The organism is Paraburkholderia sp. UCT2 (assembly GCF_014397665.1).
Classification (GTDB): Bacteria; Pseudomonadota; Gammaproteobacteria; order Burkholderiales; family Burkholderiaceae; genus Paraburkholderia; species Paraburkholderia tuberum.
Window position 1 is genome coordinate 51,055 of the sequence record NZ_VZQO01000005.1, and the last position, 23,574, is coordinate 74,628.

The 23,574-nt window shown below is 62.0% G+C and carries 18 protein-coding genes; 8 read left to right on the top strand and 10 right to left on the bottom strand.

Going from position 1 to position 23,574, the window contains the following annotated elements; genetic code table 11:
* Positions 1-290 precede the first annotated feature (290 nt).
* The 4 genes from F6X39_RS05900 to F6X39_RS05915 all read left to right on the top strand — a co-directional run bounded on the left by F6X39_RS05900 (position 291) and on the right by F6X39_RS05915 (position 4,253).
* Positions 291-1,715, top strand: coding sequence for a UbiA family prenyltransferase (locus F6X39_RS05900; protein WP_187615934.1), 1,425 nt, complete (start codon positions 291-293; stop codon positions 1,713-1,715).
* Between the two features lie 3 nt (positions 1,716-1,718).
* Positions 1,719-3,035, top strand: coding sequence for an FAD-dependent oxidoreductase (locus F6X39_RS05905; RefSeq protein ID WP_187615935.1), 1,317 nt, complete (start codon positions 1,719-1,721; stop codon positions 3,033-3,035).
* Positions 3,032-3,772, top strand: a complete 741-nt coding sequence (locus F6X39_RS05910) for an SDR family oxidoreductase (RefSeq protein ID WP_187615936.1) — start codon at positions 3,032-3,034, stop codon at positions 3,770-3,772. Before F6X39_RS05905 ends, F6X39_RS05910 begins: the two co-directional genes overlap by 4 nt.
* Before the next feature lie 82 nt (positions 3,773-3,854).
* Positions 3,855-4,253, top strand: coding sequence for a GtrA family protein (locus F6X39_RS05915; protein ID WP_187615937.1), 399 nt, complete (start codon positions 3,855-3,857; stop codon positions 4,251-4,253).
* A gap of 266 nt (positions 4,254-4,519) precedes the next feature.
* Here the strand turns inward: F6X39_RS05915 and F6X39_RS05920 are convergent, their stop codons facing one another.
* From F6X39_RS05920 to F6X39_RS05945, 6 genes are all read right to left on the bottom strand, one after another.
* Positions 4,520-4,933, bottom strand: a complete 414-nt coding sequence (locus F6X39_RS05920; RefSeq protein ID WP_316251664.1) for a GtrA family protein — start codon at positions 4,931-4,933, stop codon at positions 4,520-4,522.
* Positions 4,926-5,876 (bottom strand): glycosyltransferase family 2 protein, encoded by a 951-nt coding sequence (locus F6X39_RS05925; protein ID WP_187615938.1) that lies wholly within the window; start codon positions 5,874-5,876, stop codon positions 4,926-4,928. Before F6X39_RS05925 ends, F6X39_RS05920 begins: the two co-directional genes overlap by 8 nt.
* Positions 5,877-6,062: 186 nt before the next feature.
* Complete coding sequence (locus tag F6X39_RS05930; protein WP_222945134.1) at positions 6,063-8,198, bottom strand: hypothetical protein; 2,136 nt, start codon at positions 8,196-8,198, stop codon at positions 6,063-6,065.
* A 202-nt stretch (positions 8,199-8,400) separates the two neighbouring features.
* Entirely contained in the window at positions 8,401-9,552 is a 1,152-nt protein-coding gene (locus F6X39_RS05935; protein ID WP_184045423.1) for a methyltransferase domain-containing protein, read from the bottom strand.
* A 77-nt stretch (positions 9,553-9,629) separates the two neighbouring features.
* A complete protein-coding gene (locus F6X39_RS05940) occupies positions 9,630-10,703 on the bottom strand; it encodes a zinc-dependent alcohol dehydrogenase (protein WP_187615940.1) in 1,074 nt (357 codons plus the stop codon).
* A gap of 42 nt (positions 10,704-10,745) precedes the next feature.
* Positions 10,746-11,702, bottom strand: coding sequence for a class I SAM-dependent methyltransferase (locus tag F6X39_RS05945; protein WP_187615941.1), 957 nt, complete (start codon positions 11,700-11,702; stop codon positions 10,746-10,748).
* A 440-nt stretch (positions 11,703-12,142) separates the two neighbouring features.
* Between F6X39_RS05945 and F6X39_RS05950 the strand changes: the two genes are divergently transcribed.
* From F6X39_RS05950 to F6X39_RS05965, 4 genes are read left to right on the top strand one after another with little or no spacing between them, the layout of a single operon-like run.
* Complete coding sequence (locus tag F6X39_RS05950) at positions 12,143-13,204, top strand: glycosyl transferase family 1 (RefSeq protein WP_410449880.1); 1,062 nt, start codon at positions 12,143-12,145, stop codon at positions 13,202-13,204.
* 49 nt (positions 13,205-13,253) lie between these two features.
* Complete coding sequence (locus F6X39_RS05955) at positions 13,254-14,255, top strand: glycosyltransferase (RefSeq protein ID WP_262413473.1); 1,002 nt, start codon at positions 13,254-13,256, stop codon at positions 14,253-14,255.
* Positions 14,256-14,269: 14 nt separating this feature from the next.
* Positions 14,270-14,860 (top strand): histidine phosphatase family protein, encoded by a 591-nt coding sequence (locus F6X39_RS05960; protein WP_187615943.1) that lies wholly within the window; start codon positions 14,270-14,272, stop codon positions 14,858-14,860.
* Entirely contained in the window at positions 14,857-15,762 is a 906-nt protein-coding gene (locus F6X39_RS05965) for a hypothetical protein (RefSeq protein ID WP_187615944.1), read from the top strand. The genes F6X39_RS05960 and F6X39_RS05965 overlap by 4 nt, the downstream gene beginning before the upstream one ends.
* A gap of 65 nt (positions 15,763-15,827) precedes the next feature.
* Here F6X39_RS05965 and F6X39_RS05970 read toward each other — a convergent pair whose 3' ends face one another.
* The 4 genes from F6X39_RS05970 to F6X39_RS05985 are packed head-to-tail and all read right to left on the bottom strand — an operon-like array spanning position 15,828 to position 23,347.
* Positions 15,828-16,946 carry a glycosyltransferase gene (locus F6X39_RS05970; protein ID WP_187615945.1) on the bottom strand — a complete coding sequence of 373 codons (1,119 nt, stop codon included), beginning with the start codon at positions 16,944-16,946 and terminating at the stop codon, positions 15,828-15,830.
* Positions 16,943-20,179, bottom strand: coding sequence for a glycosyltransferase family 4 protein (locus F6X39_RS05975; protein WP_187615946.1), 3,237 nt, complete (start codon positions 20,177-20,179; stop codon positions 16,943-16,945). Before F6X39_RS05975 ends, F6X39_RS05970 begins: the two co-directional genes overlap by 4 nt.
* Positions 20,172-22,379 carry a glycosyltransferase family 2 protein gene (locus F6X39_RS05980; RefSeq protein WP_187615947.1) on the bottom strand — a complete coding sequence of 736 codons (2,208 nt, stop codon included), beginning with the start codon at positions 22,377-22,379 and terminating at the stop codon, positions 20,172-20,174. Before F6X39_RS05980 ends, F6X39_RS05975 begins: the two co-directional genes overlap by 8 nt.
* Positions 22,376-23,347 carry a glycosyltransferase gene (locus tag F6X39_RS05985; RefSeq protein ID WP_187615948.1) on the bottom strand — a complete coding sequence of 324 codons (972 nt, stop codon included), beginning with the start codon at positions 23,345-23,347 and terminating at the stop codon, positions 22,376-22,378. The genes F6X39_RS05980 and F6X39_RS05985 overlap by 4 nt, the downstream gene beginning before the upstream one ends.
* Positions 23,348-23,574: the final 227 nt, after the last annotated feature.

Consider the following 23,574-nt stretch of genomic DNA (forward strand, 5'->3'; position numbering starts at 1 on the left):
TTTGGTGGGCTACTGAACTGTCTTGCGTATCAAGTATTGTAATATTTGCCCAGCTCGGCGAAACTTCGCCGGGCATCGCGTCGTTTTGCAACTGGCAAGACCGGACGGCCTCTGCACGGGCGCTCCGGTTGGTTTGCAGGTCCGGTGGCTGGATAGTAGGGTGTGCTCGCTTTACGCGGTTCGAACATCAGGCCCAATGCGGTTTGGATTAACCAGGCATTCTGGCAGAACCCATTCCTGCCAAATCTCATGGCTCTTCATCTTAAATCTGTCCTGCGGCGGCCCAGTGCATGAGCAGCAAACCTCTCGTTGTCGACCTCGACGGTACCTTGATTCGATCGGATGTCCTGATTGAATGCGGATTTGCGTTCGCCAAGTCTGCCCCGCATCGGTTTTACGAGCCTCTTCTGTGGTTTGCGCGCGAGGGCAAACCGGGCCTGAAGGCTCATCTCGCCGAAGCGACCAATATCGATGTCACCGTTCTGCCCTACGATGCCGCGGTAATCGAATGGCTCAAAGCGGAGCGCGCCGCGGGACGCTCCCTCGTATTGGCTACTGCCAGCCATGAGCGCTACGCGAACGCGATTGCCGATCATCTGGGATTTTTCGACAAGACCTTCGCCACGGATGGCGCGGTCAATCTGTCCGCGCATCGCAAGCGCGACAGACTGGTCGCCGAGTTCGGCGAGAAGGGCTTCGATTACGCGGGAAATTCTCACGACGATGTCGCCGTTTGGGCCGCCGCCGAGCGTGCATATGTGGTCAATCCATCGAACGGTGTGGAGCGCGCAGCGCGCAAGCAAGGCAATGTCGAGCGCGTGATCGACGAACGCTCCGGCTGGCCAGGGGCGTGGGCGAAATCGCTGCGCTTGCATCAGTGGCTCAAGAATCTGCTGATCTTCGTCCCGTTGCTGGCGGCGCATCAACTGTCGCACGTCCCCGCGGTCATCGCCGCCATCCTGGCCTTTTTCGCGTTCGGCCTGTGCGCGTCGAGCGTCTATCTGCTGAACGACCTGCTCGATCTCGAAGACGACCGGCACCATCCGACCAAACGTCGGCGGCCTCTCGCGTCCGGCGCTGTCCCGCTCGTGTGGGGTATGGCGCTTTTTCCTGTTCTGCTGGTGTTGGGCGGCGCGATCGCGTGGTTATCCCTGCCGCGCGAGTTCATGCTGGTACTGCTGGGTTACTACATCCTCACACTGGCCTATTCGTTTCACCTGAAACGGCGAGTCATGGTAGATGTCGTCGTATTGGCCTCCCTCTATACGACGCGGATCATCGCCGGCGCCGCCGCGATCGATGCTAAACTCACGTTCTGGCTGCTCGCATTCTCGATGTTCATTTTTCTAAGCCTCGCGCTCGTCAAGCGCTATGCGGAACTCCTCGCGCTGCAGGAGCGCGGCCTCGTCAAATCGCGCGGCCGGGGCTATGTCGCTGACGATCTGCCGCTGATCTCGTCGCTTGGGGCCGCCTCGGGCTATCTTTCCGTACTGGTTCTCGCGCTTTACATTCAGGACGGCAATACCACGAGCCTGTACCGGCATCCGCAGTTCATCTGGATAGCCTGTCCGCTCCTGCTTTACTGGGTGAGCCGCACGTGGGTCATCGCGCATCGCGGGCAGATGCACGACGATCCGATCGTGTTCGCGGCCAAGGACCACGGCAGCTGGGTGGTCTTCGCGCTGTGCGGCATCGTTTTCTGGTTGGCCATCTAGCGGATGCCGAAAGTTCACTCCTGGGGGCGCTATCCGTACGCGCCACAAGATGCGCATCCGATCGCGTGGCGCGATTCAGCAGCCGCGGTCTGGCGCAAGGTTGGCGACGAGGAACGCACGACGCTCGCATTCGGCAATGGACGCAGCTATGGCGACAGCTGTCTCGCTTCGTCGGGGCATGTGATCCAGACATTGCCGATGGACCGGCTGATTTCGGCCGATTGGCAGAACGGGATCTTGCGCGCCGAGCCAGGCATGACGCTCGGGCAGATCCTTGAAGTGGTGATCCCGCGCGGCTGGATGTTGCCGGTCACACCCGGCACCAAATACGCGACCCTGGGCGGCGCGATCGCCAACGACGTGCACGGCAAGAACCATCATGTGCGCGGCACATTCGGCCGGCATGTGCGGCGCTTTGGTCTGTTGCGCAGCGATGGCACGCAGTTCGAATGCGCACCTGACATGCACGCCGAGTTCTTCGCGGCGACGATCGGCGGCCTCGGCATGACCGGGCTGATCACCTGGGCGGAGATCCAGTTGATGCCAATCCAATCGAGCATGCTCGACGTGACCAGCATCCGCTTTGCCAATCTCGACGAATTCTTCGCGCTGTCCGAGCGGCTCGATGCACAGCATGAATACAGCGTGGCCTGGGTCGACTGTCAAAGCCGCGATGCCGCGCTGGGCAGAGGCATTTTCATGGTGGGCGACCACGCGTCCGACGGGGGGCTCGAAATTGAACGCCGCAAGATGCGCACGGTGCCATTCACGTCGCCGATTCCCGTATTCAACCGGCTGACGCTGCGTGCCTTCAACGAGCTGTACTACAGACGGCAACGCGCGGACGCGGTGCGCTCCACGGTCAGCTACGATTCTTACTTTTATCCGCTCGACAGCCTGCTCGAATGGAATCGCATTTACGGTCGAGCGGGTTTTCAGCAGTATCAATGCGTGATACCGGCACCGGTTGCGCGCGATGCGACCCGCGCGATTCTCGACGTGATCGCCCGCAGCGGCACCGGCTCGATACTCGCGGTGCTGAAGCGCTGCGGCGATATCCGCTCGCCGGGCTTGCTGTCCTTTCCACTGGAAGGGACGTCGCTTGCGCTCGATTTTCCGCAGCGCGACACCTCGAATCGCAAGCTGTTCGAGCGGCTCGATGCGATCGTGCGCGAGAGCGGCGGCCGCATGTATCCGGCGAAAGATGCTCATATGTCGGGCGAGGATTTTCGCGCGGCCTATCCGCAGTGGCAGCAGGTCGAAGCGCTGCGCGACCCGGCTTTGCTGTCGCGCTTTTGGGAACGAACGACTCGAATATGAAAAATATCGTTATCGTAGGCGCCACTTCGGCGATCGCTATGGCCTGTGCACGTCAGTGGGCCAATCAGGGCGCGCGGTTTTTTCTCGTCGCGCGTAATGCGGACCGTTTGCAGCAGGTCGCGGATGACCTGAAGGCGCGTGGCGCGCAGACCGTGCAGTGCCAGCTGTTGGACATCGATCAGCTTGGCGAGCACGCGGCCATGATGCAGCGCTGCGCCGTCGAATTCGGCGCGCTGGACATCGTGTTGGTTGCACCCGGTACATTGCCTGACCAGCAGGTTTGCCAGCATGACGTCGACGTCGCAGTGCGCGAGTTCAACACCAACGCGGTGTCGGTGATCGCGCTGCTGACGCGCTTTGCGAACGTAATCGAAGCGCAGCGCCGCGGCACGATTGCGGTGATTTCATCGGTTGCTGGCGATCGCGGGCGCCAGTCGAACTATCTGTACGGCAGCGCGAAAGCGGCGTTGTCGGCCTATTGCGAGGGCTTGCGGTCGCGCCTTTTCAAAGTGGGCGCTCACGTCGTAACGATCAAGCCGGGCTTCGTTGCTACGCCGATGACCGCGGGATTGCCGTTGCCGGGGCCGCTCGTGGCGACGCCGGACAAGGTCGCCGCCGATATCGTGCGGGCGGTGGAGAGGGGCAGGGACGTCGTTTATACGCCGTGGTTCTGGTCGGGCATCATGCTGATCATTCGCTCCATTCCCGGCCGCGTGTTCAAGCGGCTTTCGCTGTAATGCGCCGCATGCCACGCGGGCGGATGGTCGATTATTCTTTCCTGACATGGTGGTCCTTCTTTTGAACTCGTCTGCAGCCCCGATGAGCGCGTCGCGCCTCGTCATCTTTTACTCGCTATTCGCGGGACTTTCGATTCTCGCGAATATTGGTTTTCAGAAGGTTTCGCTGCTGGTCTATTCCGGCGCGTTGAGCGTGCCGTTATCGGTTGTCGTTGGGACAGGGGTTGGGCTCGTGGTGAAGTTCGCGCTCGACAAGATTTGGATCTTTCGCTATCGCCATCGCGACCTCTCGCACGGCATCCAGAGTTTTATGCTCTACACCGTGATGGGGCTCGCTACCACCGCGATTTTCTGGAGCTTCGAATTCGGCGCGGATGCGATTTATCATTCAGAACCCGCGCGGTTTATGGGGGGAGTGATTGGGCTCGTGATCGGTTACGTCGTCAAGTATCGGTTGGATAAGAAGTTTGTGTTTGCGTGAATCGAGGTGCGCTTGAAGCGTCGGCGAACCAGGAAACACGCGCCGTAGAAAATGTGCGCGTCTTGGCCGAAAGCGTCGGAAAGGAATGGACGACAAGAATGCTGTCGGAACGAATGGTTCGCCGCCGCTTGAATTTGGCGCTCTTCCGTACGTGCTGCGCTATAGCGTTCGGGTGGTCCACGAGATCTTTTGCAGTCTGCTGCCTTCGCCAGTGGACGAACTGGACGGCAAAGCTCGCCAATGGTCCGGAAGCATTGGTTTTCGCGTTACTTCGCGTCCTTTTGCGGCGTGGGTCGGAAGACCCAAAGCTTCGCCGTCGCGAAGTTCACGAACATACCGGCGATAGAACCGGCGGCGACAGCCAGCAAAGGGCTCGCCGGGCTGCGCGGCAGTAGATGCAAGACGAGCACATAGGCGCCGTAGTTGCATGCGCCGCCAAGCGACATCGCGGCGAGATACTGACACCATTCGCGCCACAGCGATTCGCCCGCCGCCGCGTTGAACGTGATGCGCCGATTGATCTGCCAGGTGACGAAAGCGGCGCAAAGGAACGAGATCGCTCGCCCCACGTAGGGGCCGCAACCGAGCGCCAGTGCCCCATACAGCACTCCGGCATCGACGCCAAAGCCGACAACGCCGGCGATCGCAAACCAGATGAATTCGCGGTGCAACTTAGCCACCGTGGCTCCGCGACTTCAGGGCGGGGATCGCGAGATAAGCGATGCGCTTCAGTTCGTTTCTGCCATGGGTCACCGTATCGAGAACGATGCCGCAGATCAGCAGGATAGCGCCCAGCAACATCAGCACGGTGCTGAGAATGAACGTCGGGATGCGCGGCACGAGACCGGTTTCGACATAAGTCGTAAAGACCGGGATCGCGAGTGCGATCGACAGCAGCGTGCAGGCCGCGAAGCCGGTCGTGAAAAACGCGAAAGGCTTTTCCGACTTGAAGAGCTTCAGAATCATCATCAGGATCCTGAAGCCGTCGCGGTAAGTGTTGAGCTTGCTTTCCGAGCCTTCGGGACGGGACGAATAGCGGGTTTCGACTTCAGCCACGGGCATGCGCATACCTAGCGCGTGGACCGCGAGCTCGGTTTCGATTTCGAAGCCCTTGGAGTGCGCCGGGAAGGTCTTCGCATAGCGGCGCGAAAACACGCGATAGCCCGACAGCATGTCCTTGAAGGTCTTGCCGAAAATCGTCGCCGCGCATTGCGTGAGCATCACGTTGCCGAAGCGGTGACCGAGCCGATACGCGGTTTGCTCGTCGCTGAGACGCGAGCCGACGACCATGTCCAGCCTGTTTTCGATCAGCAGGTCGACGAGCATCGGAGCGGCGGCCGCATCGTAAGTCGCGTCACCGTCGACCATCACGAAGACGTCCGCATCGACGTCCGCGAACATGCGGCGCACGACGTTGCCCTTGCCTTGCAGCGGCACGGAAATAACCGCCGCGCCGGCCGCGCGGGCGACGTCGGCCGTGTTGTCCTTCGAATTATTGTCGAATACGACAATGTCAGCCGTGGGCAGGCTTTCGCGGAAGTCGCTGACGACGGTGCCGATTGCAGCCGCTTCGTTGTAGCAGGGAATGACTACAGCAATTCGAACAGCAGAGGTGTCAACCATATTCTATGAGGTGTTTTGCTGGTAGCGTCTTGTTGCGAACCCAGACCGCCTGTGAATGATGAAAGGCGCTGGAAGACATCGCCTTTTTCCGTAATTTTACCTGAAGCCGTATAGCTTCCCGGTGGCGTGTCGTGAACCGCATGCCGCGCGCGGGCCGCGCGGCATGCGCAATCGCGTGTCGTGGGATCAACGCGCCTTGGCCCCGCGGAAGCCGCGCATCACGTCGAAGACAAATACGAGGCAGCCGAGGAGCAGCGCGAGGTACGCCCACTTCATATGTATGGGCAAAAAGCGGAACTGGATGTCGGAGCTACCTGCAGGCAGCGCGATTTCCTGGAAGATTTCTCCGCTACGCGCAATCGGCGCGTCGCTTCCATTGATCATGGCCCGCCAGCCCGGCATGAACAGTTCGAGACGCGATAGCGTCGACGGAGCGTCGCATTGCACGTGAACTGCGTCCCGATCCAGCGGCTTGACCGTACAGCCGGGCGCGCTGAAATAAGGTGCCGGCGCAGGCAGCTCGAGAATCCGCATGGCCTCGTCGCGATAGACCTGCTTGAGGCCCGGATTCGGCGCGCTTGCCAGATACCCACGCAGCTTCTCGAAACGCGGGGCGTCGAGATTGTCCGGCACGACCGCGTAGCGCACGCCGATGCGCGCGTAGGCACTTATGTTTGCGACGAGGCTATCGGCCGCGGAAGGTCCGTTCGGGTCATGCCGTGACACGCCTGGAATGGGCTCCTGGTTGCTGTCAAGATGCGCGTTGATGTAACGCGTCCAGTCGGTCGGTGCCGGCAGGTCGTTGTAGTTGATCGAAGCGATGCCGAAATACGAGCCGTAGTTTGGCGCGATCGGTCCGAACGTCGCGAAACGGTTCAGCCCCAGGTTGTCCTGCAAGTAACGTACGCCGGCGAGATGAACGGTCGAGTGGCGCGGATGACTGAGCGTCGGCACGAGGAAATTGACCACGCTTTCAACGATCAGCACTGCAGCGAGCGCCGCAGCAGGCGACCGGATCGCCTCTGTCCGCCACGCGATGACTGCGAGAGCAAAGAGGATCGCGAGACCGAAAGCGGCGCCACCGTGAGCGATCATGCCCGTAGGCACGACGTTATGCTGGATCATCGGGATGAGACTGAGCAAACAGGCGAGCGCCGTTGCGACGACCGCGAGCTTCAGTCGCACCGGACGAGGTTGCAAGCCGATATCCGTCAACGCGAGCGCCGACAATACACACAGCGCGAGCTCCCAGGATGGCGGGAAGTAGCGGAAAAACGCCGCGTATTTGAGCCCCGGGATCACTCGGACGAGCTTATGAATGCCCGGCACGCCATAAGTCATTCCAAGCGTCACGACAACCCAGATGGCAAGTGCGATACGCAGGCCGCGCAGCCGCGTGCCAAACATGCCATATACCGCCAGCACGGACAATGCAATGCCGGCATAGCCGCCAATCGCGCCCCAGAACCCCTCGATGCCCGGCAACTGGAAGATGCCGCCGAATGCATAAGGCATCCAGGTGCCGAGCACGGTCGAGCGCTGCATATACACGGTCGCGAATCCATCACCCGCATGGCCGCCCGTTTCAGAGAGCGGAAGGTAATCGAAGAAGGCGAGCACGATCGGCGCCGAGATGGCCAGCCCGACGAGTCCACCCACCGCCACGTGCATGACAAAGCGCAAACGCTGCGCGCCAGGCAGCGAGGCCGCGCGCACCAGCGTCCAGACGACGATCAGCAGGCCGTTCAGATAGGCGACCTCCGGAAAGCCCGCATACAGCGACGCGGCGATGCCGACGACGATCCATGCTGCATTGCCGCGGCGTCCTTCAGCGACGCGCTCCCGGAGGTTTTCGACGCCCAGCAGCACCATCGGCAGGAATGGCACAGGGTTGACGATTGCGTTGGCGAGCCAGGCAAACGTGCCGTTGAATTCGAAGGCCAGCGCACCGGCCAGGGCGGCGAGCGGTGCACAGCCGAGCTTGCGCAGCAACGCCAGGGTCGACAGCCCGGCGATGATCTGCAGCGAAAGATGCATGTACAGCTGGCCGTTTGGAAGCGCGAGCAGTACGTTCAACGGCGATAGCGCTGCCGCCTGCATTTCGCCGGCAAGCGGCGCGCCCACACCCTCGTAGTGATTCCACCAGGGCAGGTGGCCCGACAGAACATCGAGTGCGGCACGATAGCCGAGCGCGTGGCTCGTGAACGCGATATTCGGGTCGATGGTCGGCATCGGAGGAAAGCCGCCGAAGGGACCTGGCAACACGTTGGTGGCGATTCCGGTATAAAGCGCGACCGGATCGGAAATCAGAATCCCGAACAACAAGGGAGCCTTGACCAGTAGGGGGGCGAGTATGACGATGGCGACGCATATCGCAAACTGGCGGCGTTGCGGTAGTCGCTCAGCAGATTCAATAGGATGCATGTGCTGCGGGCCGAAGGAATGGTAACAGCGCGCAATCCTAGCATTTCAAATGTCTTTAAGGCATCCTCCAGCCCCCAACACCCGTATTTCCCCCGCTTGCTCAGCGGGCTTCGGACAGGACCGGCGCCGGAACAACCATGGAGCGGCGAATGGGCCGCCCCTCCCGCCACCCATAATGCAGGTAATGCTGACCCGCATCCACTCCTGCCGCCGCCACGTCCGGATTGACGGCGAGATATTCCTGTTCATTGAAATCCGGCGGCAATTCAATCGCTTGGTCCGGGTCCAGTTCGCTACGCTTTCCGCAGACGCGCTGCGAGCTGTTACCGGCGTCCTGTCCGGAGCATAGCTCCTTGAGTTTGCGGTGCGTGCGCCAGAACGGCACGGCCGGCGTTGCGTCGCTGGCCTGCCGCTCCATTCGTCGCCAGCTGTCGGCAATATGTTCGCGATTCCGCGAGCGCCTCATTACTACAGAAAACTCGATGTCGTCGTGCAGCGTGTCGCAGAAGTTTTCACAAGCGAAATCGATCAGCTCCATCTCGCATAGATCGGCAATCAGTTTTGCGAACGAGCGCGGCGTGAAAACCCAGCAGTGAACGTCGTGATACGTGCCGTTTTCGAACGCGTCGCGCGCGAGATGTAGCGCGCCTTGCCATGTGTGATGCCGCTTGACCGAGTGCGGGTCGATCCGCTTTCGCCACGCTTCGTGGGCCGAGACATCGGCGGCGGACAGGCAGTGATCCAGCAGCGAGTAGGGCTGCGGTACCCGCGCACGGGCGATATAGCTGGCCAGTACTTCGGGCAGGCGGCTTTCGCGGCGGAAATAGTCGAAGGTGAAGCGCCGGTCGGGAACCACGAGACGCACTTCGCCGGTCGGTTTGAGGACCGCGGCCAGCTCTCTGAGCCACGTCACCGGATCGGGAACATGCTCGACGACGTGAGAGGCCACCACGTAGTCGACATAGCGGCCCTTGATCGCTTCATGCAACGTGTTGCGCCCCCACACCGCGTCGACATCGACGATTTCATTAATGTCGAGATGAGGATCGTCCTTGTACTTCTGACGCAGGTGCGGTGTGTCCGTATGGTCGACGTAGATGATTTCGCCGCCGTCGCTGCGTCGCACGAGAGGCCAGCAAAGCGGGCCTATTTCTACGCCCACTAAGGCGCTGACGTCTAGCCCTTTCAGCAGACGGCAACGCCGCTTATCCCGAAATTCACCGATGCTTAGTCCGCTGTCTTCCTTCGCCATGTTGCCTCCTCGTATTGGACGGCACAGCTTCCAGTTATGACCGATGTTCACTGCATTGCGCGAGACCGCTTACACCATCAGGTATGCATCTGCACCTTGATGGAGTCCGAACTTTTGTCGCTGGCCAGACGAAAGGCCTCGTCGACGTCGTCGAGGCTCAGGTCGTGCGTGATCATGGCGCGCAACGTATCGCCCTTGCGCGCCAGCAGATCGATCGCGAGCGCGAAGTCGTGCTGACCGTCGATATAGCCGTAGCAGTTCGGCAGATGAATCGTCAGTTCCTTGATGTGCGGTTTGATGATTTCGATGTTCCTGAAGCCGTGATCGAAGGCGCCGAGCACGCACACGTGGCCGAGCGGGCGCACGAACTGACAGGCGAAGTCGAACGTGTCGGCCGTTCCGCCGACTGCTTCGATCGCGTAGTGCGCGCCCAATCCGCCGGTTGCCTGTTCGACCATGGCGAGCGCTGCGGCGCGATCGGCCGGCAGGATCGCGGTGGCGCCCATCGCCAGCGCCGCGCGCGCCTGAGCCGCGTGTCTTGCGACCACGTAGACATTTTCACTGCCAGCGTCCAGCGCCGCGGCGAGTGCCGCGAGGCCGATCGTGCCCGCGCCGATCACGACGCCGACCGAGCCGCGCGCAATCGGCATCTTGCGGCACCCGTGGATGCCGACCGCCACCGGCTCGACGATGGCGCCGAGCTGATCGTCGACGGCATCGGGCAGCGGGAACACGCCCGATTCCTTGGTGCGCACGTATTCGGCAAAGCCGCCGCCGAACGGAAATTCGCGCGCGCGGCAGTGAATCGGCGTGCCGAGCTTGCAGTACTCGCATTTGCCGCACGCGGTGCCCATCACCATGTCGATCGTCACCCGCTGGCCGACGCGCACGCTCGTCACGCCCTCGCCGATCTCGACCGTGGTGCCGCTCAGTTCGTGGCCGTTCGGAAAGCTTTGATGAACGTCGACGTTCCGGTAAGCGTGCAGATCGCTGCCGCAGATACCGACGCTCGCCACCTTGACGATCACGGTGCCGGGCAGCAACTCAGGTACCGGGATGCGGCCGACCTTCATCGCGCGCACCCCGTCTTGCAAGCCGGCTCGCATGGACGCCCCTTCGGTGCGATGCTCGAGCGCGTTCGTCGAAGTCATCTATCAATCTCCGCAAAATGTGAGACGTTTGCGCCGCGGCGCCTAACGTGTCTTTCGAATCCAGAAGCTCGCGCCGGGATTGCGCATGAAGAGCGGCATCCGCGCGTTCATCAGGTCCGCATGGAAGTGTCCCATGAACGTATTCATCAGGACAACTTCGAACGCGCTGTTGTACTGGAGGAAGGCGCGCAGCAGATAGGCTTCGTTCCACGCGCGGCCTTCGTAGATCCACTGCGGCGGGTATTCGAGCGGCAGGAACACGTCGTGAAAGTGTATGTGCACGCCGGGCGCGAGGATCGGCAGTATCTCGAAGACGATGCGGTTCACGTCGCTGCCGATCTTGCTCACGTGCGACGAATCGACGAACAGTATGTCGTTCGCTTCGAGCTCCGCGAATACGGACAGGTCGACGTCCTGCGCGAGCGACTTGACGATCTTCGAGGTGACCTTGTCTTTCTCGGTCAGCAACGACAGCAAGCGTTCATTGTTCGGTTCGACGAAGGTGCACTGGATCTGGCCGTCGAAGAACAGGTCGTTGGTATCGAGCGAAACGGCGGACGAAAAACCCGAGCCGATCTCGACGATGCGGCGCGGCCGCAGGTGGCGAATCATGCAGTACAGCGACGTCGCGTCGCCATACGAGAACATCACGTTCTCGAAGTAGAAGCGCAGGCCGTCTTTCTTGTGCGGCTCGAACGGCATTTCGCCGTAGTACTTGTCGGCGAACTCGCCGACGAGCCGCACCTGCGCCTCTTCGTTGAACTCGATGCCGGGCAGCGTGCGCGAGACGTTACCGAACAGCCGTGCTTCGTCCTGTTTGATGTCGGGGATCGACGGGATCGGCGAATAGTAGTGGCCTGGAGGCACGTCGCCGAGATTCGAAAAGTGCGGAATATTGACCTGAAGCGCGTCGCGATACTTGTCCCGTTCAGCGATCAGTTCTGCAATCTCGGGATGCTGCGCGGCAAGTGAATCGAGAAGCTCGGGCGATGCCGACATCTTGTTTCTCCGCTTGAAAGAATTTGCGAAAAGCCATGACAGAGCAGCGAATTCATACCGATATGCCGACTGGCTGGCGACCGGGCCCTCCCGGCCGGCCAGTCTATCGTACCCCCAGTATTCTGCACGTCCAACATTTCCTGATGTTCGGACATGAGCCCGCATTTACCGTTACTTACAAATTATTCGTCGTAGCAATCGGCATAGCCGCGAGGCCAAGGGTCACGTGCCGTCCGTTTTCCGCGGATACCGCGCGTGGCTCGCGAGTGCGCGGCAGAAGAGGGCGGGGCGGTCGTCGTTTCGTAAGCCACGTAAGCCGACGAAAGCTTGCAGCAGGGTGCTCTGCGCGTCGCTCGTGGGCGATCGTCTGCGTTACGATTTGGCGTAAAATCGAGCCCCTGCCGATAATAGTCCGCGCCTGTTTCGCAGGTCGCGAACGCGTGAATTTCGCACCGTCCGGCGGACGGCAGCAGCGCCCACGATACGGGACGATTCGGGACGGAGCCCGCAATATGCATTTTAAAATTCTCCTGACCACTCACAGTACCGCGTTCATGACGAGCGGTGGTGGTGAGTCGGAACTCGTGCAGGTCGCCGAACTGCTCAACGATTCGGACGTACAGGCCGACATTTACGGCATTCGCAGCCGGCCGCTACGCTTTTACGACGCGGTGATGCACTTCTCCGTCCATGCGGACGGCGAAGCGATCGTTCGCGAAACGGTGAATCAGGGCAAGAAGCTGTTCCTGTGGCCGAATGTCTGGTGGTTGAGCGCGCCCGACCCGGCGGAAATCAGCCGCATCGAGGCGTTCGTGCAGCGTGCCGAGCGGCTACTGTTCAAGTCTTCCACCGAACTCGCGCACTTCAACAGGTACATCCCGGTCGATCCAGGTAAATGCGTGGTGGTGGGCTCCGGCATATCCGACCGGTTCCTGCTGCCGGCCGACAAGGATTTGCTCCCCACGGTCTGCGACGTCTCGGACTACGTGCTGTGCCTCGGCTTGATCGAGCCGATCAAGAATCAGCTCGAACTGATCCGCGCATTGAACCAGCTCGACATGAACGGCCTGATGGTCGGCGGTTTCAGGGACGAGGAGTATTACCGGCAGTGCGTTCGCGAAGCGCGTCGCGGCATTCATTTCCTGCCGTTCATCCAGCCCTGCAGCGCGCTGTTGCGCTCCGCGCTCGCCAGCGCGATGGTAGTGGCGGAGCCGAGCCTCGATCCGCCCGGGCGCTCGTGCCTCGAAGGCGCGTTCGTGAAGCAGCCGCTCGTCATGGTTGATGGGGATTGGCAGCGCGAGCACTTCGACGACAATGTCTGGTACGCGGCTTCCACCCGCGCGCCGGACATCGTTCCCGCCATTCAGGCTGCCCTGACCGACCCGGACAGGGACGAAAAGATTGAAAGTAACTACGAACGCGTCTATGCACGGCACTCGTCGAGCACGGTAGCAGCAGACCTAATCAGACACCTGATCGATGCCGGCCTCACAAATTACTAAGATTCCCCGACTGCTCGTCGTTCAGCGGCGCTCCATGACCGATGGGCGAATGAATTCGCGCACCATCGGCGCGCGCTTCGCGCCTTTGCTTTCGTACATGCAGCGCCATCGGTTGATCGAATGGGAGCAGATCTCGGAGGCGGACGTTGGCGTCAGCCATCTGCATCGCTTCGACGTCGTGCTGTTCAACAAGCACGTGTCGAATCTGTCGCTGAAGATCATGCGGATGGCCAACGAACTCGGTCTTCATACGATTTACGATCTCGACGACTGGCTGCTCGATCTGCCGTCGTGGAGCGTGCTCGAAATGAACGAGGACGTGCTCTACAACGTGCTCGCGATGATTCGCGAAGCGAGCGCGGCTACGGCGTCGAATCCGCTGTTGCAGGAGCGCATGCGCAAAGTGCGGCGCTCGGACGACGTCCTGATCATCCCGAACGGTTTCGACGATCAGGCGTTCGACCTGTCGCCGGAACTGTGGACTGAAACCCAGCCGCCGAAGATCATCTTCTCCAATCTCGACGGCATCAAGCTCGTGAGCTTTCGCAAGGAGTTTTTCGGCACCTTGCGCAGTTTTCTCGCGCGCCACGAAAACGTGTCGATCGACTTCTGGGGCGATCCGTTTCCGGAGCTCAACACGATTGCCCGCATGACGCATCGCGGCAGCCGCGGCAACCTCGAATACAAGAAGACCATTCGCGACGAAGGCTACACGTTCGCGATCGTGCCGCTCGGCGCCGAAGAGGATCCGGAGACGCTGTTTTTCAACTCGTGCAAGTCGCCGATCAAATACGCGGACTACGGCAGCCTCGGCATCCCGAGCATCTATTCGGATTGCCCGACCTACCGCGAGAACGTCAAACATCGTGAGACGGGATACATTGCGTCGAACACGGCCGAGAGCTGGGCACGAGCGCTGGAGGACATGCTGGGCGACCCGCAGCTTCGCCAGTCGATCCGCCGCAATGCCTACGCCGACGTGTTCGACCGTTTCAGCGTGCGACGCATTTCGTCGATGTTCCTGAAGGCCTTGCCCGACCCCAAGCCTTAAAGCAGCTAACACCTATGGATCTTCTTCTGATTCGCCACGGCCAATCGCACGCCAACGTGGCTGGCCTGTTGAACTCGACCGAGCAGGACGAGTTGACCGAGCATGGCCTGCAGCAGGCCGCGAAGCTACGCACGCTGATGGAAAGTCACGGTTTCGCGCCCGACCGCGTTTTTTCGAGCCCGTGGCGGCGCGCGTTGCAAACCACTGAAGTGCTGTTCAAGGACAACAGTGCCTGGTCCGTCGACGCGCGTCTCGGCGAAACCAATGCGGGGCGGTTCGCGACCTGGAAGGCCGAAGATTTTCGTCTGGCGTTTCCCGACTGGGGCAAACATCTGTCGGACCGTTACGAGGGCGGCGAGTCGCATCTCGAACTGGCCGCGCGTTCGGTGAACTGGCTCGAGGAGGAAGTGCTGCGGCACGCTGAGCAGCCTGGCCTGATCGCCGCCGTGTGTCACGCGGGACCGATCTCGGTGATCTCGCAATACCTGCTGAACGTGCCGTTGTCCCGCTTTCCCAACGTGCTGGTGCCGAATGCATCGCTCACGCTGTTCCGGCGCAACGTGCATACCGGAAACTATTATCTGCAGATCGCAGGGCTGTCATGAGTGCATCGATCAAGATCTTCGAGCCGCTTTACGCGCCGGGACAGGTCCTGTCCGAACAGGCTTTTCATCCGCTCGAACTGCGCGATAACGCGCACGCCGCGTGGCGCGAGTTTTATATTCTCGTCGACATGTACCGCAAGGGCATGCATCGGCAGCAGCAGATCACCGGTCTTTTTTCGCCGAAGTTCGCGCTGAAGGCGCGCATGGACGGCAGCCGGTTTCTGGAGTTCGTGCAGGCCAATGCCGACGCCGACGTCTGGATGATCAATCCGTTTCCGCAACTCGCGTATTTCTCGTACACCGCGTGGATGCAGGGCGAGCATGCGCATCCGGGACTCGTCGAACGCAGCCAGCAACTGCTCGACGCCTGCGGCATCGCGTGGAATCTGCGTGAGGCGCCCCGTCAGTCGCCGCACACGCTGTGCTATTGCAATTTCTGGGTCGGTTCGCAGTCGTTCTGGGAAAGCTACGTCGGCAAGGTGCTTGAGCCGATTGCCACGTTTCTCGAAACGCAGAGCGGCACCGAGGCCGCGCGCGGGGTGCTGGAGCCCACGATCCACTCGGACGACGCACCGTTCCTGCCATTCGTTGCCGAGCGTCTGTTCAGCACGTATCTGTCGCTGCATCCCGAACTGAAGGTGGCGGCCTATCCGATCGAAGGCGATCGGGTGCTGGACTATTGCGTCAGCGATTTCGAAAAAGACATCGTGCGCTACATGCAAAAACCGATCGACGCGGCGGATCGCGCGCCGGTCTTTCCGCCCGAGCAGATTGCATTGATGGACTTGCTGTGCACGCTATCGCAGAAGTACGTGCGCGCGCATTTCTCGTTCACGCCGCATCCGCATACGGGGCAACCGATCGACTTCGACAGGACCGGCAAGCCGCCAGCGAACGAGTGAGGCGGCGCGATCGGGTTGGATCGCGCCGATGGGCGCCGGGATGGGTTGGTGAGCGGCGGCGCTGACTATCTATCTCTTTTCAGCGAAACGGCCGCCGTACCCGCGCGCGCATACGTCGACGCGGCCGCCATGCCGACCCCGGCGCCGATGAAGATGTTGCGCCATACCTCGTCGCTGGCACGTTGCAGCACACCGTCGGCGTGTTTGACGAAGGCCGTGTCGATCGGACAGCGGCCGTGGGTCTGACCGAGGCGCTGCGTGATCACGGGTATCCAGGCGGCGAGTTCGGCATGGGCGTCGAACACGCAGTCGGGCGGGCAAATCTCCTGAGCGGCCGTGCCGCCACGCACGAATACGGGCTTGCCGTAATGCATCGCTTCGAGCACCGGCACGCAGAAGCCCTCGTGGCGGCTCATCGCGAGCAACGCGTGGGTGGATTCGTAGCACTCGAACAGATCGGCGTCGTCGAGCATGCCCTTGAAGTCGACCTGCTCGAGCACGCCGAGACGCCGCGCGTGATTGATCAGAAATTTCAGGTAATCGTAGTTCGGCGTGCTGCCGACGATGCTCAGCGTCGCGCCGAAATCACGCTGCTTCAGCAGCGAGAGAATCTCGATGCCGTCCTCGATGCGTTTATGCGGCACCACCCGGCCCACCATCAGCAGGTTCGGCTCAGGGCGCTTGCGGCCCTTGCGCGGTCCTTCGCGCCGGAACACGTACATGTCGGGAAAGATCGGCGGCACGACCTTGACGGCGTCCGCCGCGACGATGCCGGCGAGGCTCGCCGCCGTGCTGCGCGAATTCGCGACGACGGTGTCGAAGTGCGCGAGCAGCGGCAGTTGCGCGAGTGCCTTCTCGCACAACTGTGCGGTGCGCGGTTCGAGCGCGCGCAGCAACTGCGGGTCCGTCACGCCGTGGATGTAGCAGATCTTCCTGCAATCGAGCGCGAGTATCCGCTCGAGGTACGGATCGTAGATCGAGTAACTCAGCAGAACCACATCGTCGCGAGTGACCTCTTCGAATAATGCGTCAAGCGGGCGCACTCCATTCGTTCCCTCCTCGAAACCGCTTGCATACAGCTCGGCCCTCATGCCGAGACGTTCAGCCATGCGTACGAAACCGATGCAGTGGTTACCCACCGCATCGCCCGAGAAAATGTCCGGAGCACATACCCGCAGCGTCATATCGTCTTCGCCTCCGCAATGTCGTTCAACCGTCGCGCATACGCGCGTGCGACTGCCTCAACTGAGTAGTCGCGCTCGATGCGCGCCTTCCCCGCCAGTGCGATGCGCTCACGGAGTGGCGCATCGTCGATCATGCGTTTGAGCTGTTCCGCCGCGATCGATACCTCCGGATCGCACCAGTACTGGCCTTCGGCGAACAGGTAGTCGCCGGGGCGCAGTGGCACGAGTTCGCCATCCACGAGGAACGCGGTGTCGGGTTCGCAAAAGTCGACGTTGCCCGAGAAGTTCGTGACCACGACCGGCTGCCCCAACGCCATCGCCTCCGCGATCACGCGGCCGAAGCCTTCGCTACGGTGCAGCGAAATGTAGGCGTCGCAGCAGGCCATGAAGTCGGTCGAGTCCTGGCGGCTCAGGCGCTCGGACACGATGTGAATGCGGCTATCGCCCGCGACAAGGTCGAGCACGGCGCGCCACACCGGGTCGTCGTCGCGCACGTTCATCGCCTTGATGACGAGCCCGACGCCCGGCGAGCTGTCGCCGAACGCCTGCTTGAACGCCTGCACGCCGGCGAGCGGATTCTTGCGGCTCAGCCACGAGTTGCCGTCGAACATCAGGTAGAACAGGAACTCGTTGGCCGGCAGGCCAAAGCGCTCGCGCTTCGGCTCGAGCGGCGCGGGGACCTCGACCGCCATCGGCATCTGGTAGACCGGCGTGTTGCCGAGCCGGCTGTAGACGCTCTGCACGAAGCGGCTCTGCGCCCAGATTTCGTCGACCATCTGATGCACGTTGCCGAATGCGTTCGGCCAGTGGGGCAGTTCCCATGGCCATGCGCCGATCTTGTGCGTGGGCGCGTCGATCAGGCTGCGGCCGCCTTCCAGCGCGAGCCGCACCATTTCGGGCGCCGGCAGGCAGATCAGGCTGATGTTGTACTTGAGCTCGTCGCTGATCAGATGATCGACCGAGTGTTCGAGGCGCGCGGGTCCCGCCATCGGCGCATTGAGCAGCGTGACCGGCGTCGACGACAGTTGCAGTACGCGGGCGGCCATGCGCGCGTCTTCGCCGAGGCCGAGCACGCCTTGCGGGAAGCCGATGATGTTGACGCCGAAGTCGTAGCCGATGCCTTCGACGCGCGCGTGATAGCGCGCGGGCTCGTGCGCGTCGTCATCGGCTTCGGCGTCGGCGCTGTCGGTCCAGCGCACCTTCAGCGAGCCGACCAGCGGATATTCGGTCGACGCCCATTCGTTCCACCAGCGCACGAGCTGGTCGCGGCCATCCGCGGTGTTCAGGTCGTACACTTCGCGCAGATCCGGGCGGTCATTCGCGATCATCGTCAGGAAGCGCGGCAGCAAGGTGTCGTCCGCCGGCTGCTCGTCGTCGATTCTCGCGAGCTCTTCGGCCAGATGAGTCGGCGTCCATTTGATCGCGTAGTACTCGTCGTGGCCGTGCTTGTCCCACCACGAGATGAAGCCGAGCCGTTCGCTGAAGCTGTTCAGGTTGAACGATGCCTGCAGGTCGGGCCGCTCGTTCCAGATCAGCAGCAGAAAGCGCGGCAGCAGCGGCAGCGCGCCTTGCTCGCCGGCTTGCGCGCCGAACAAGCTGTCGGGCAACGGCGGGATGGCCCAGTGAAGCGCCGGATACTGGTGCTGCCCGTGTTCGATCCACCACGACAGGCACTTCAGACGCCCGGTGAAGGTGTCGAGCGAGCAGAGCTCCTGCAGATCCTGGCGCTCGTCATGCAACAGCCGCAGGAAGCGCGGCACCGGCAGCCAGTCGGCGTGCGTGCCCCATTCGGGCTCGAACATCAATGCGGGTGTGGTGGGCGGCACCCATTCGCCCTCGCGTTCTTCGGCGAGATGCGTCGGCGACCATTCGATCGCGTAGTACTCGCTGTGCCCGTGCTTTTCCCACCACGAAATGAACGCGAGCCGCTCGCGGAAGCTGCTCAGGTTGAACGACGCCTGCAGGTCGGGCCGCTCGTTCCAGATCAGCGGCAGAAAGTGCGGCAGCAGCGGCAGCGCGCCTTGCTCGCCGGCTTCCATTTTGAACAGGGTGTCGGGCAACGGCGGGATGCCCCAGTGAATCGCCGGATACTGGTGCTGCCCGTGCTCGATCCACCACGACAGGCACTTCAGGCGCCCGGTGAAGCTGTCGAGCGAGCAGAGCTCCTGCAGGTCCCGGCGCTCACCGTGCAGCAGCCGCAGGAAGCGCGGCACCGGTAGCCAGTCTGCGTGCGAGCCAAATTCGGGCTCGAACATCACGGCGGAGGGCGTGGGCGGCACCCATTTGATCGCGTGGTACTGATGCTGGCCGTGTTCGATCCACCACGACAGACAGCTGAGCCGCCCGCGGAAGGACTGCAGCGTGAAGGTCGCCTGCAGGTCCGGCCGGTCCTTGTAGATCTCGCACAGGAAGCGCGGCACGTAAGGGCCACCGTCCGCGGGAAGCGCTTCGGGCTCGAGCATGAAGCCGCCGATCGGCGGCTGCGACCACTTGATGCGCGGATACTCGCGCTGGCCGTGGTCTTCCCACCAGCTGAGCGCGTTGAGCCGCGAGGTGAAGCTGTTCAGATTGAACGCGCAGCGCAGATCGGGCCGCTCGGTCGTGATCAGCGCGAGGAAGCGCGGAAACGGCATCGCGCTGGAGTCGGGCGCGTCGATCGGTTCCAGCAGCCCGGGCCACGCGATCGGCGGACGCCACGTCACGCGCGGGCAGGTGACCTGACCGTACTGCTCCCACCAGTCGAGGCAGTTCAGATAGCCGGTCAGCGTGTTCAGGTTGAATGCCTGGGACAGATCGCCGCGATTGCGCACGACCGTCGTCATCAGCTTCGGCAATTGCAGGCCGGCTTCTTCGAGCACGGTGACGGGCTCGTGCAGCGTCTCGCTCAGATGCTTCGCATCGAGCACGCTCGGTTTGGTCGAGCCGAGCCAGTACGTGACGGCGTCCGGATGCCGCTCGATCAGCGTGTCGTTGTCGAGCTGACGCAAATATTCGAGGTCTTCCTGTCGCAGCACCCAGTTGAAGTCCGGATACGTTTCGCGCGCCGACATTTCCCACCAGAAATACAGCGTGACGCGGTCATCCAGCACTTTGGAATTGAAGCGCGCGAGATCGGCTCTGAACTTCATCAGAAAGTAGATCGCGCTCGGCAGGCAGAACAGTTCCCCCGGCGATGGATGGCGGTACTCCGCCAGCCATCCGGTCTTGTTTTTTTTGGGTCCCAGATTAATCAAGATTTGCAATCCTTGAAGGCCAAGCAAAGGAAAAATCGTCGGCAGTCAGTGTCAGATTGGGTGAATAGCAGGGATCGTTCATCAACAGATGCTCCCAGCGCTGTCTGACCAACTCAGATTCCTGGTTGAAGCGGCTGATTTTTTCCGGTGTGTCTTCGGCGCCGCGGGTTGCCGATTCGTGATGATAAAGCTCCGCGTAGGGCGTCCACACATTGCGGTAGCCCGCTTGCCGCACACGCAGGCAAAAATCGATGTCGTTGTAAGCGACGTGTAACTGTTCGTCGAGGCCGCCGACTTCCTTGTAGATCGACTGGCGGATCAGCAGGCACGCGGCGGTCACCGCGCACATCACGTTGCGCAGGCGCGCGCGCGCGAAGTAGCCGGGGTGCGAATTGGGGAAATGCTTGTGCGCATGGCTCGCGATACCGCCGACGCCGAGCACCACGCCGCCATGCTGGATCGTGTCGTCCGGATACAGCAGTTTCGCGCCGACCGCGCCGACATTCGCCTGCAGCGCGACCGACACCATTTCCTCGAGCCAGTCGGCGCTGATCACTTCGATGTCGTTGTTCATCAGACAGACGAAGTCCGCCGTGCTCGCGAGCGCGACGCGGTTGTTCAGCGCCGAGTAGTTGAACGGCGAATCGTCGCGCACGACCTTGATGCGCTCGTCCTCTTGCAGACGCGCGAACAGGTCGTGCGTTTCCTGCTTGAGCGAGCCGTTGTCGATGATCGTGATGCGGAAGTTCGGGTAGCTCGATTTCTGCCGCACCGATTCCACGCATTGCTCGACGAGTCCGGCGGAATCGCGCGTCGGAATGATGATCTCCACCGACGGCAGCACCTCGGGCAAGTCGTACACGACCTTGTTGAAGGCGTCCGTGCCCGGCGCGTGCTCGGTGTGGGCGTTGATGCCGTTGCGCGCGAGGTGTTCGTCGAGCGCGCGCATCGCCGCGATATGCGCGTACGGCTTGGCTTCATGGCCGGCCGCCGTGCTCTCGGGGATCATGCGCCAGTGGTACAGCGCGCGCGGCACGTGATACACCGTGTGATGACCCGCGCGGTCGATCACGCGCAGCGCGAGGTCGTAGTCCTGCGAGCCTTCGAAGCCGGTTCTGAAGCCGCCGACCTCCTTCATGACCGAAGTCTTGTAGACGCCGAAATGCGAGATCATGTTCTGGCTCAGGAACAGATCGTAGTTGAAGTCGCATTTGAAGTACGGGTCCGAGCGGACCCCGTCGATCGAGATCTTGTCTTCGTCGCTGTAGATCACCGTCGCGTCCGGATGCGCGTTGATCAGCTCGGCGACGCAGTAGAGCGCGAGCGGATGCAATTCGTCGTCGTGGTCGAGCAGGCCGACGAATTCGCCGACGGCAAGCTCGAGCGCCGTGTTGCTGGAGCTGCTGATGTGGCCGTTCGTCGTGCGGTACGCGACCTTGATGCGCGGATCTTTGGCGGCGTAGCTGTCGAGCACCTGCTTGACCTCGGGGTTCGTCGAGCAGTCGTCGGCGATGCAGAATTCCCAATTCTCGTAGACCTGGTCGACGACCGAATCGATCGCCATGCGCAGCCACCTGGCCGGCGTGTTGTAGGTCGGCATCACGATGCTGATCAGCGGTTGCAGCGCCCACGCCTTCGAGCGCGCACGCAGTTCCGGGTAATGCGACGCGGGCGGCTCGTGCCGCTCGATCCATTCCTGATACGTGTGACCCACGGTTGGCGCCGGCGCGGGCTGAGCGCCGCCGCTCCATGACGCCATCCGGCGCGCGCGTTCGAGCAGTTCCGTCGGGCAGTCGGCGTCGGCCACCAGTTCGACGTTGAAGCCGGTGATCGAAAACAGTCCCGCGCGCGCGATCGGATCGAGGCGCAACGGACCGACGAGCGGCGGAAACGCGACGACCTGATCCACCTTGCCGTCAGCGTCGACCACGAGGCCGATCGTCGCGTGCTCCGACATGCCCGCGCCCGCGTCGAAATAGATCATGCATGGCGAGGCCGGCATGTCTTCTTTCGCGAGCTCGAACGAAATACGCGCGGCGCGACCCGACAGCTCTTCCCATCCCGTCAGCTCGAACTGCGGATCGCCGTTCGTCGCGTTCCAGGCGAACCCGGAATTCGAGGACGCCTCGACGTTATTCAAGGGACGAAGTTCGAAGTTCTTCATGAGGTTCTTCACGAGGTTCGTCACGGGTTTTGTCATTTCGTCAGCAGGGAATCGTAGAGGTCTTTCAAGGGCGACAGGACGGCCTGCCAGGTCAGATCGCGCGTCGGAGCAGCGGCAGCGCCGCGCGGTTGCGCGAGCGCCGCGCGAATCGATCCGGTGATGCTGTCGACGTCGAACGGATCCAGGTAGGCAACGTGCTGCGCGAAATATTCTTGGGTAGAGCCAACTTTTGTCACCGCGATGCGGGCGCCGGAGGCATGTGCTTCGAGCGCGGCGAGCCCCGGCGTTTCGAGCGTGCTCGGCAGCACGAACGCTTCGCAGGCCGCGTAGGCTGAGCGCAGCAGCGGCGAATCGTGGGGCAGCGTGCCGGCGTAGACGACCTGCGCGCCACCCTCGTCGAAGCAGGCCTTCGCATACTCGGGATCGCGCTGATGGCCGATCAGCACGAGCTTCAGGTCGGGGAACGACTTCATCGCCCGGGTCAGCGCGAGCTGGTTCTTGCGCGGCTCGATGTTGCCGACATTCAGGATGAAGCGGCCCTCGATGCCGGATTCACGGCGGAACGGCTCCGCCGCGACCGGCTCGTAAAAGCTCTGTTCGACGCCGTTCAACACGCTCGCGAACTTCTCGCGCGGCAGATCGAAGGTGCGAGCGAGCGTGTCGCATTCGATTTCGGAGTTCGCGACCACCCGGTCCGCGAGAGAAAACTGATGGTGAATCTCGCCGATCGGATAGAGATGCCTGGTTTCCTCCGTCACCCACAGACTCGACGACACGACGAGCGGCAAGCCGAGTTGCTTGACGAAGTTGCAGAAGTGCACCGAGCCACCGACGCACGAGAAGAAATGCACCACGTCGTGTTCTAGAAAACGCGGCTTCCACGGATCGAACAGCGTAACGTCGACGCCATGCGCGGGCAGATGCTTGTGATACGCAAGCAATTGGATTTCTCCGCCGCCGGGGGTATGGAAAGCCATCGGGTAGGTGGCGAACAGCACTTTCATAGGTGGGACTCTAGTCGCTCAAACAGTTCTTTTCTTCAGACCAGCGCGTCGCGGCACGTCGCTGCGCGTAACGCGCGAACAGGGCGGCGAGACCGGCAGGTTTCGGGGCATTCACGTGGATGCTCGCCGCGCGCTTGCGCGGCCTTGCCGGCGCGCGGGCCGGAGCCGGATCGCACGGCCAGCGGGCAGGCCGGCGTGTGCTGTTGTCGAGCACGTCGGATCGATAC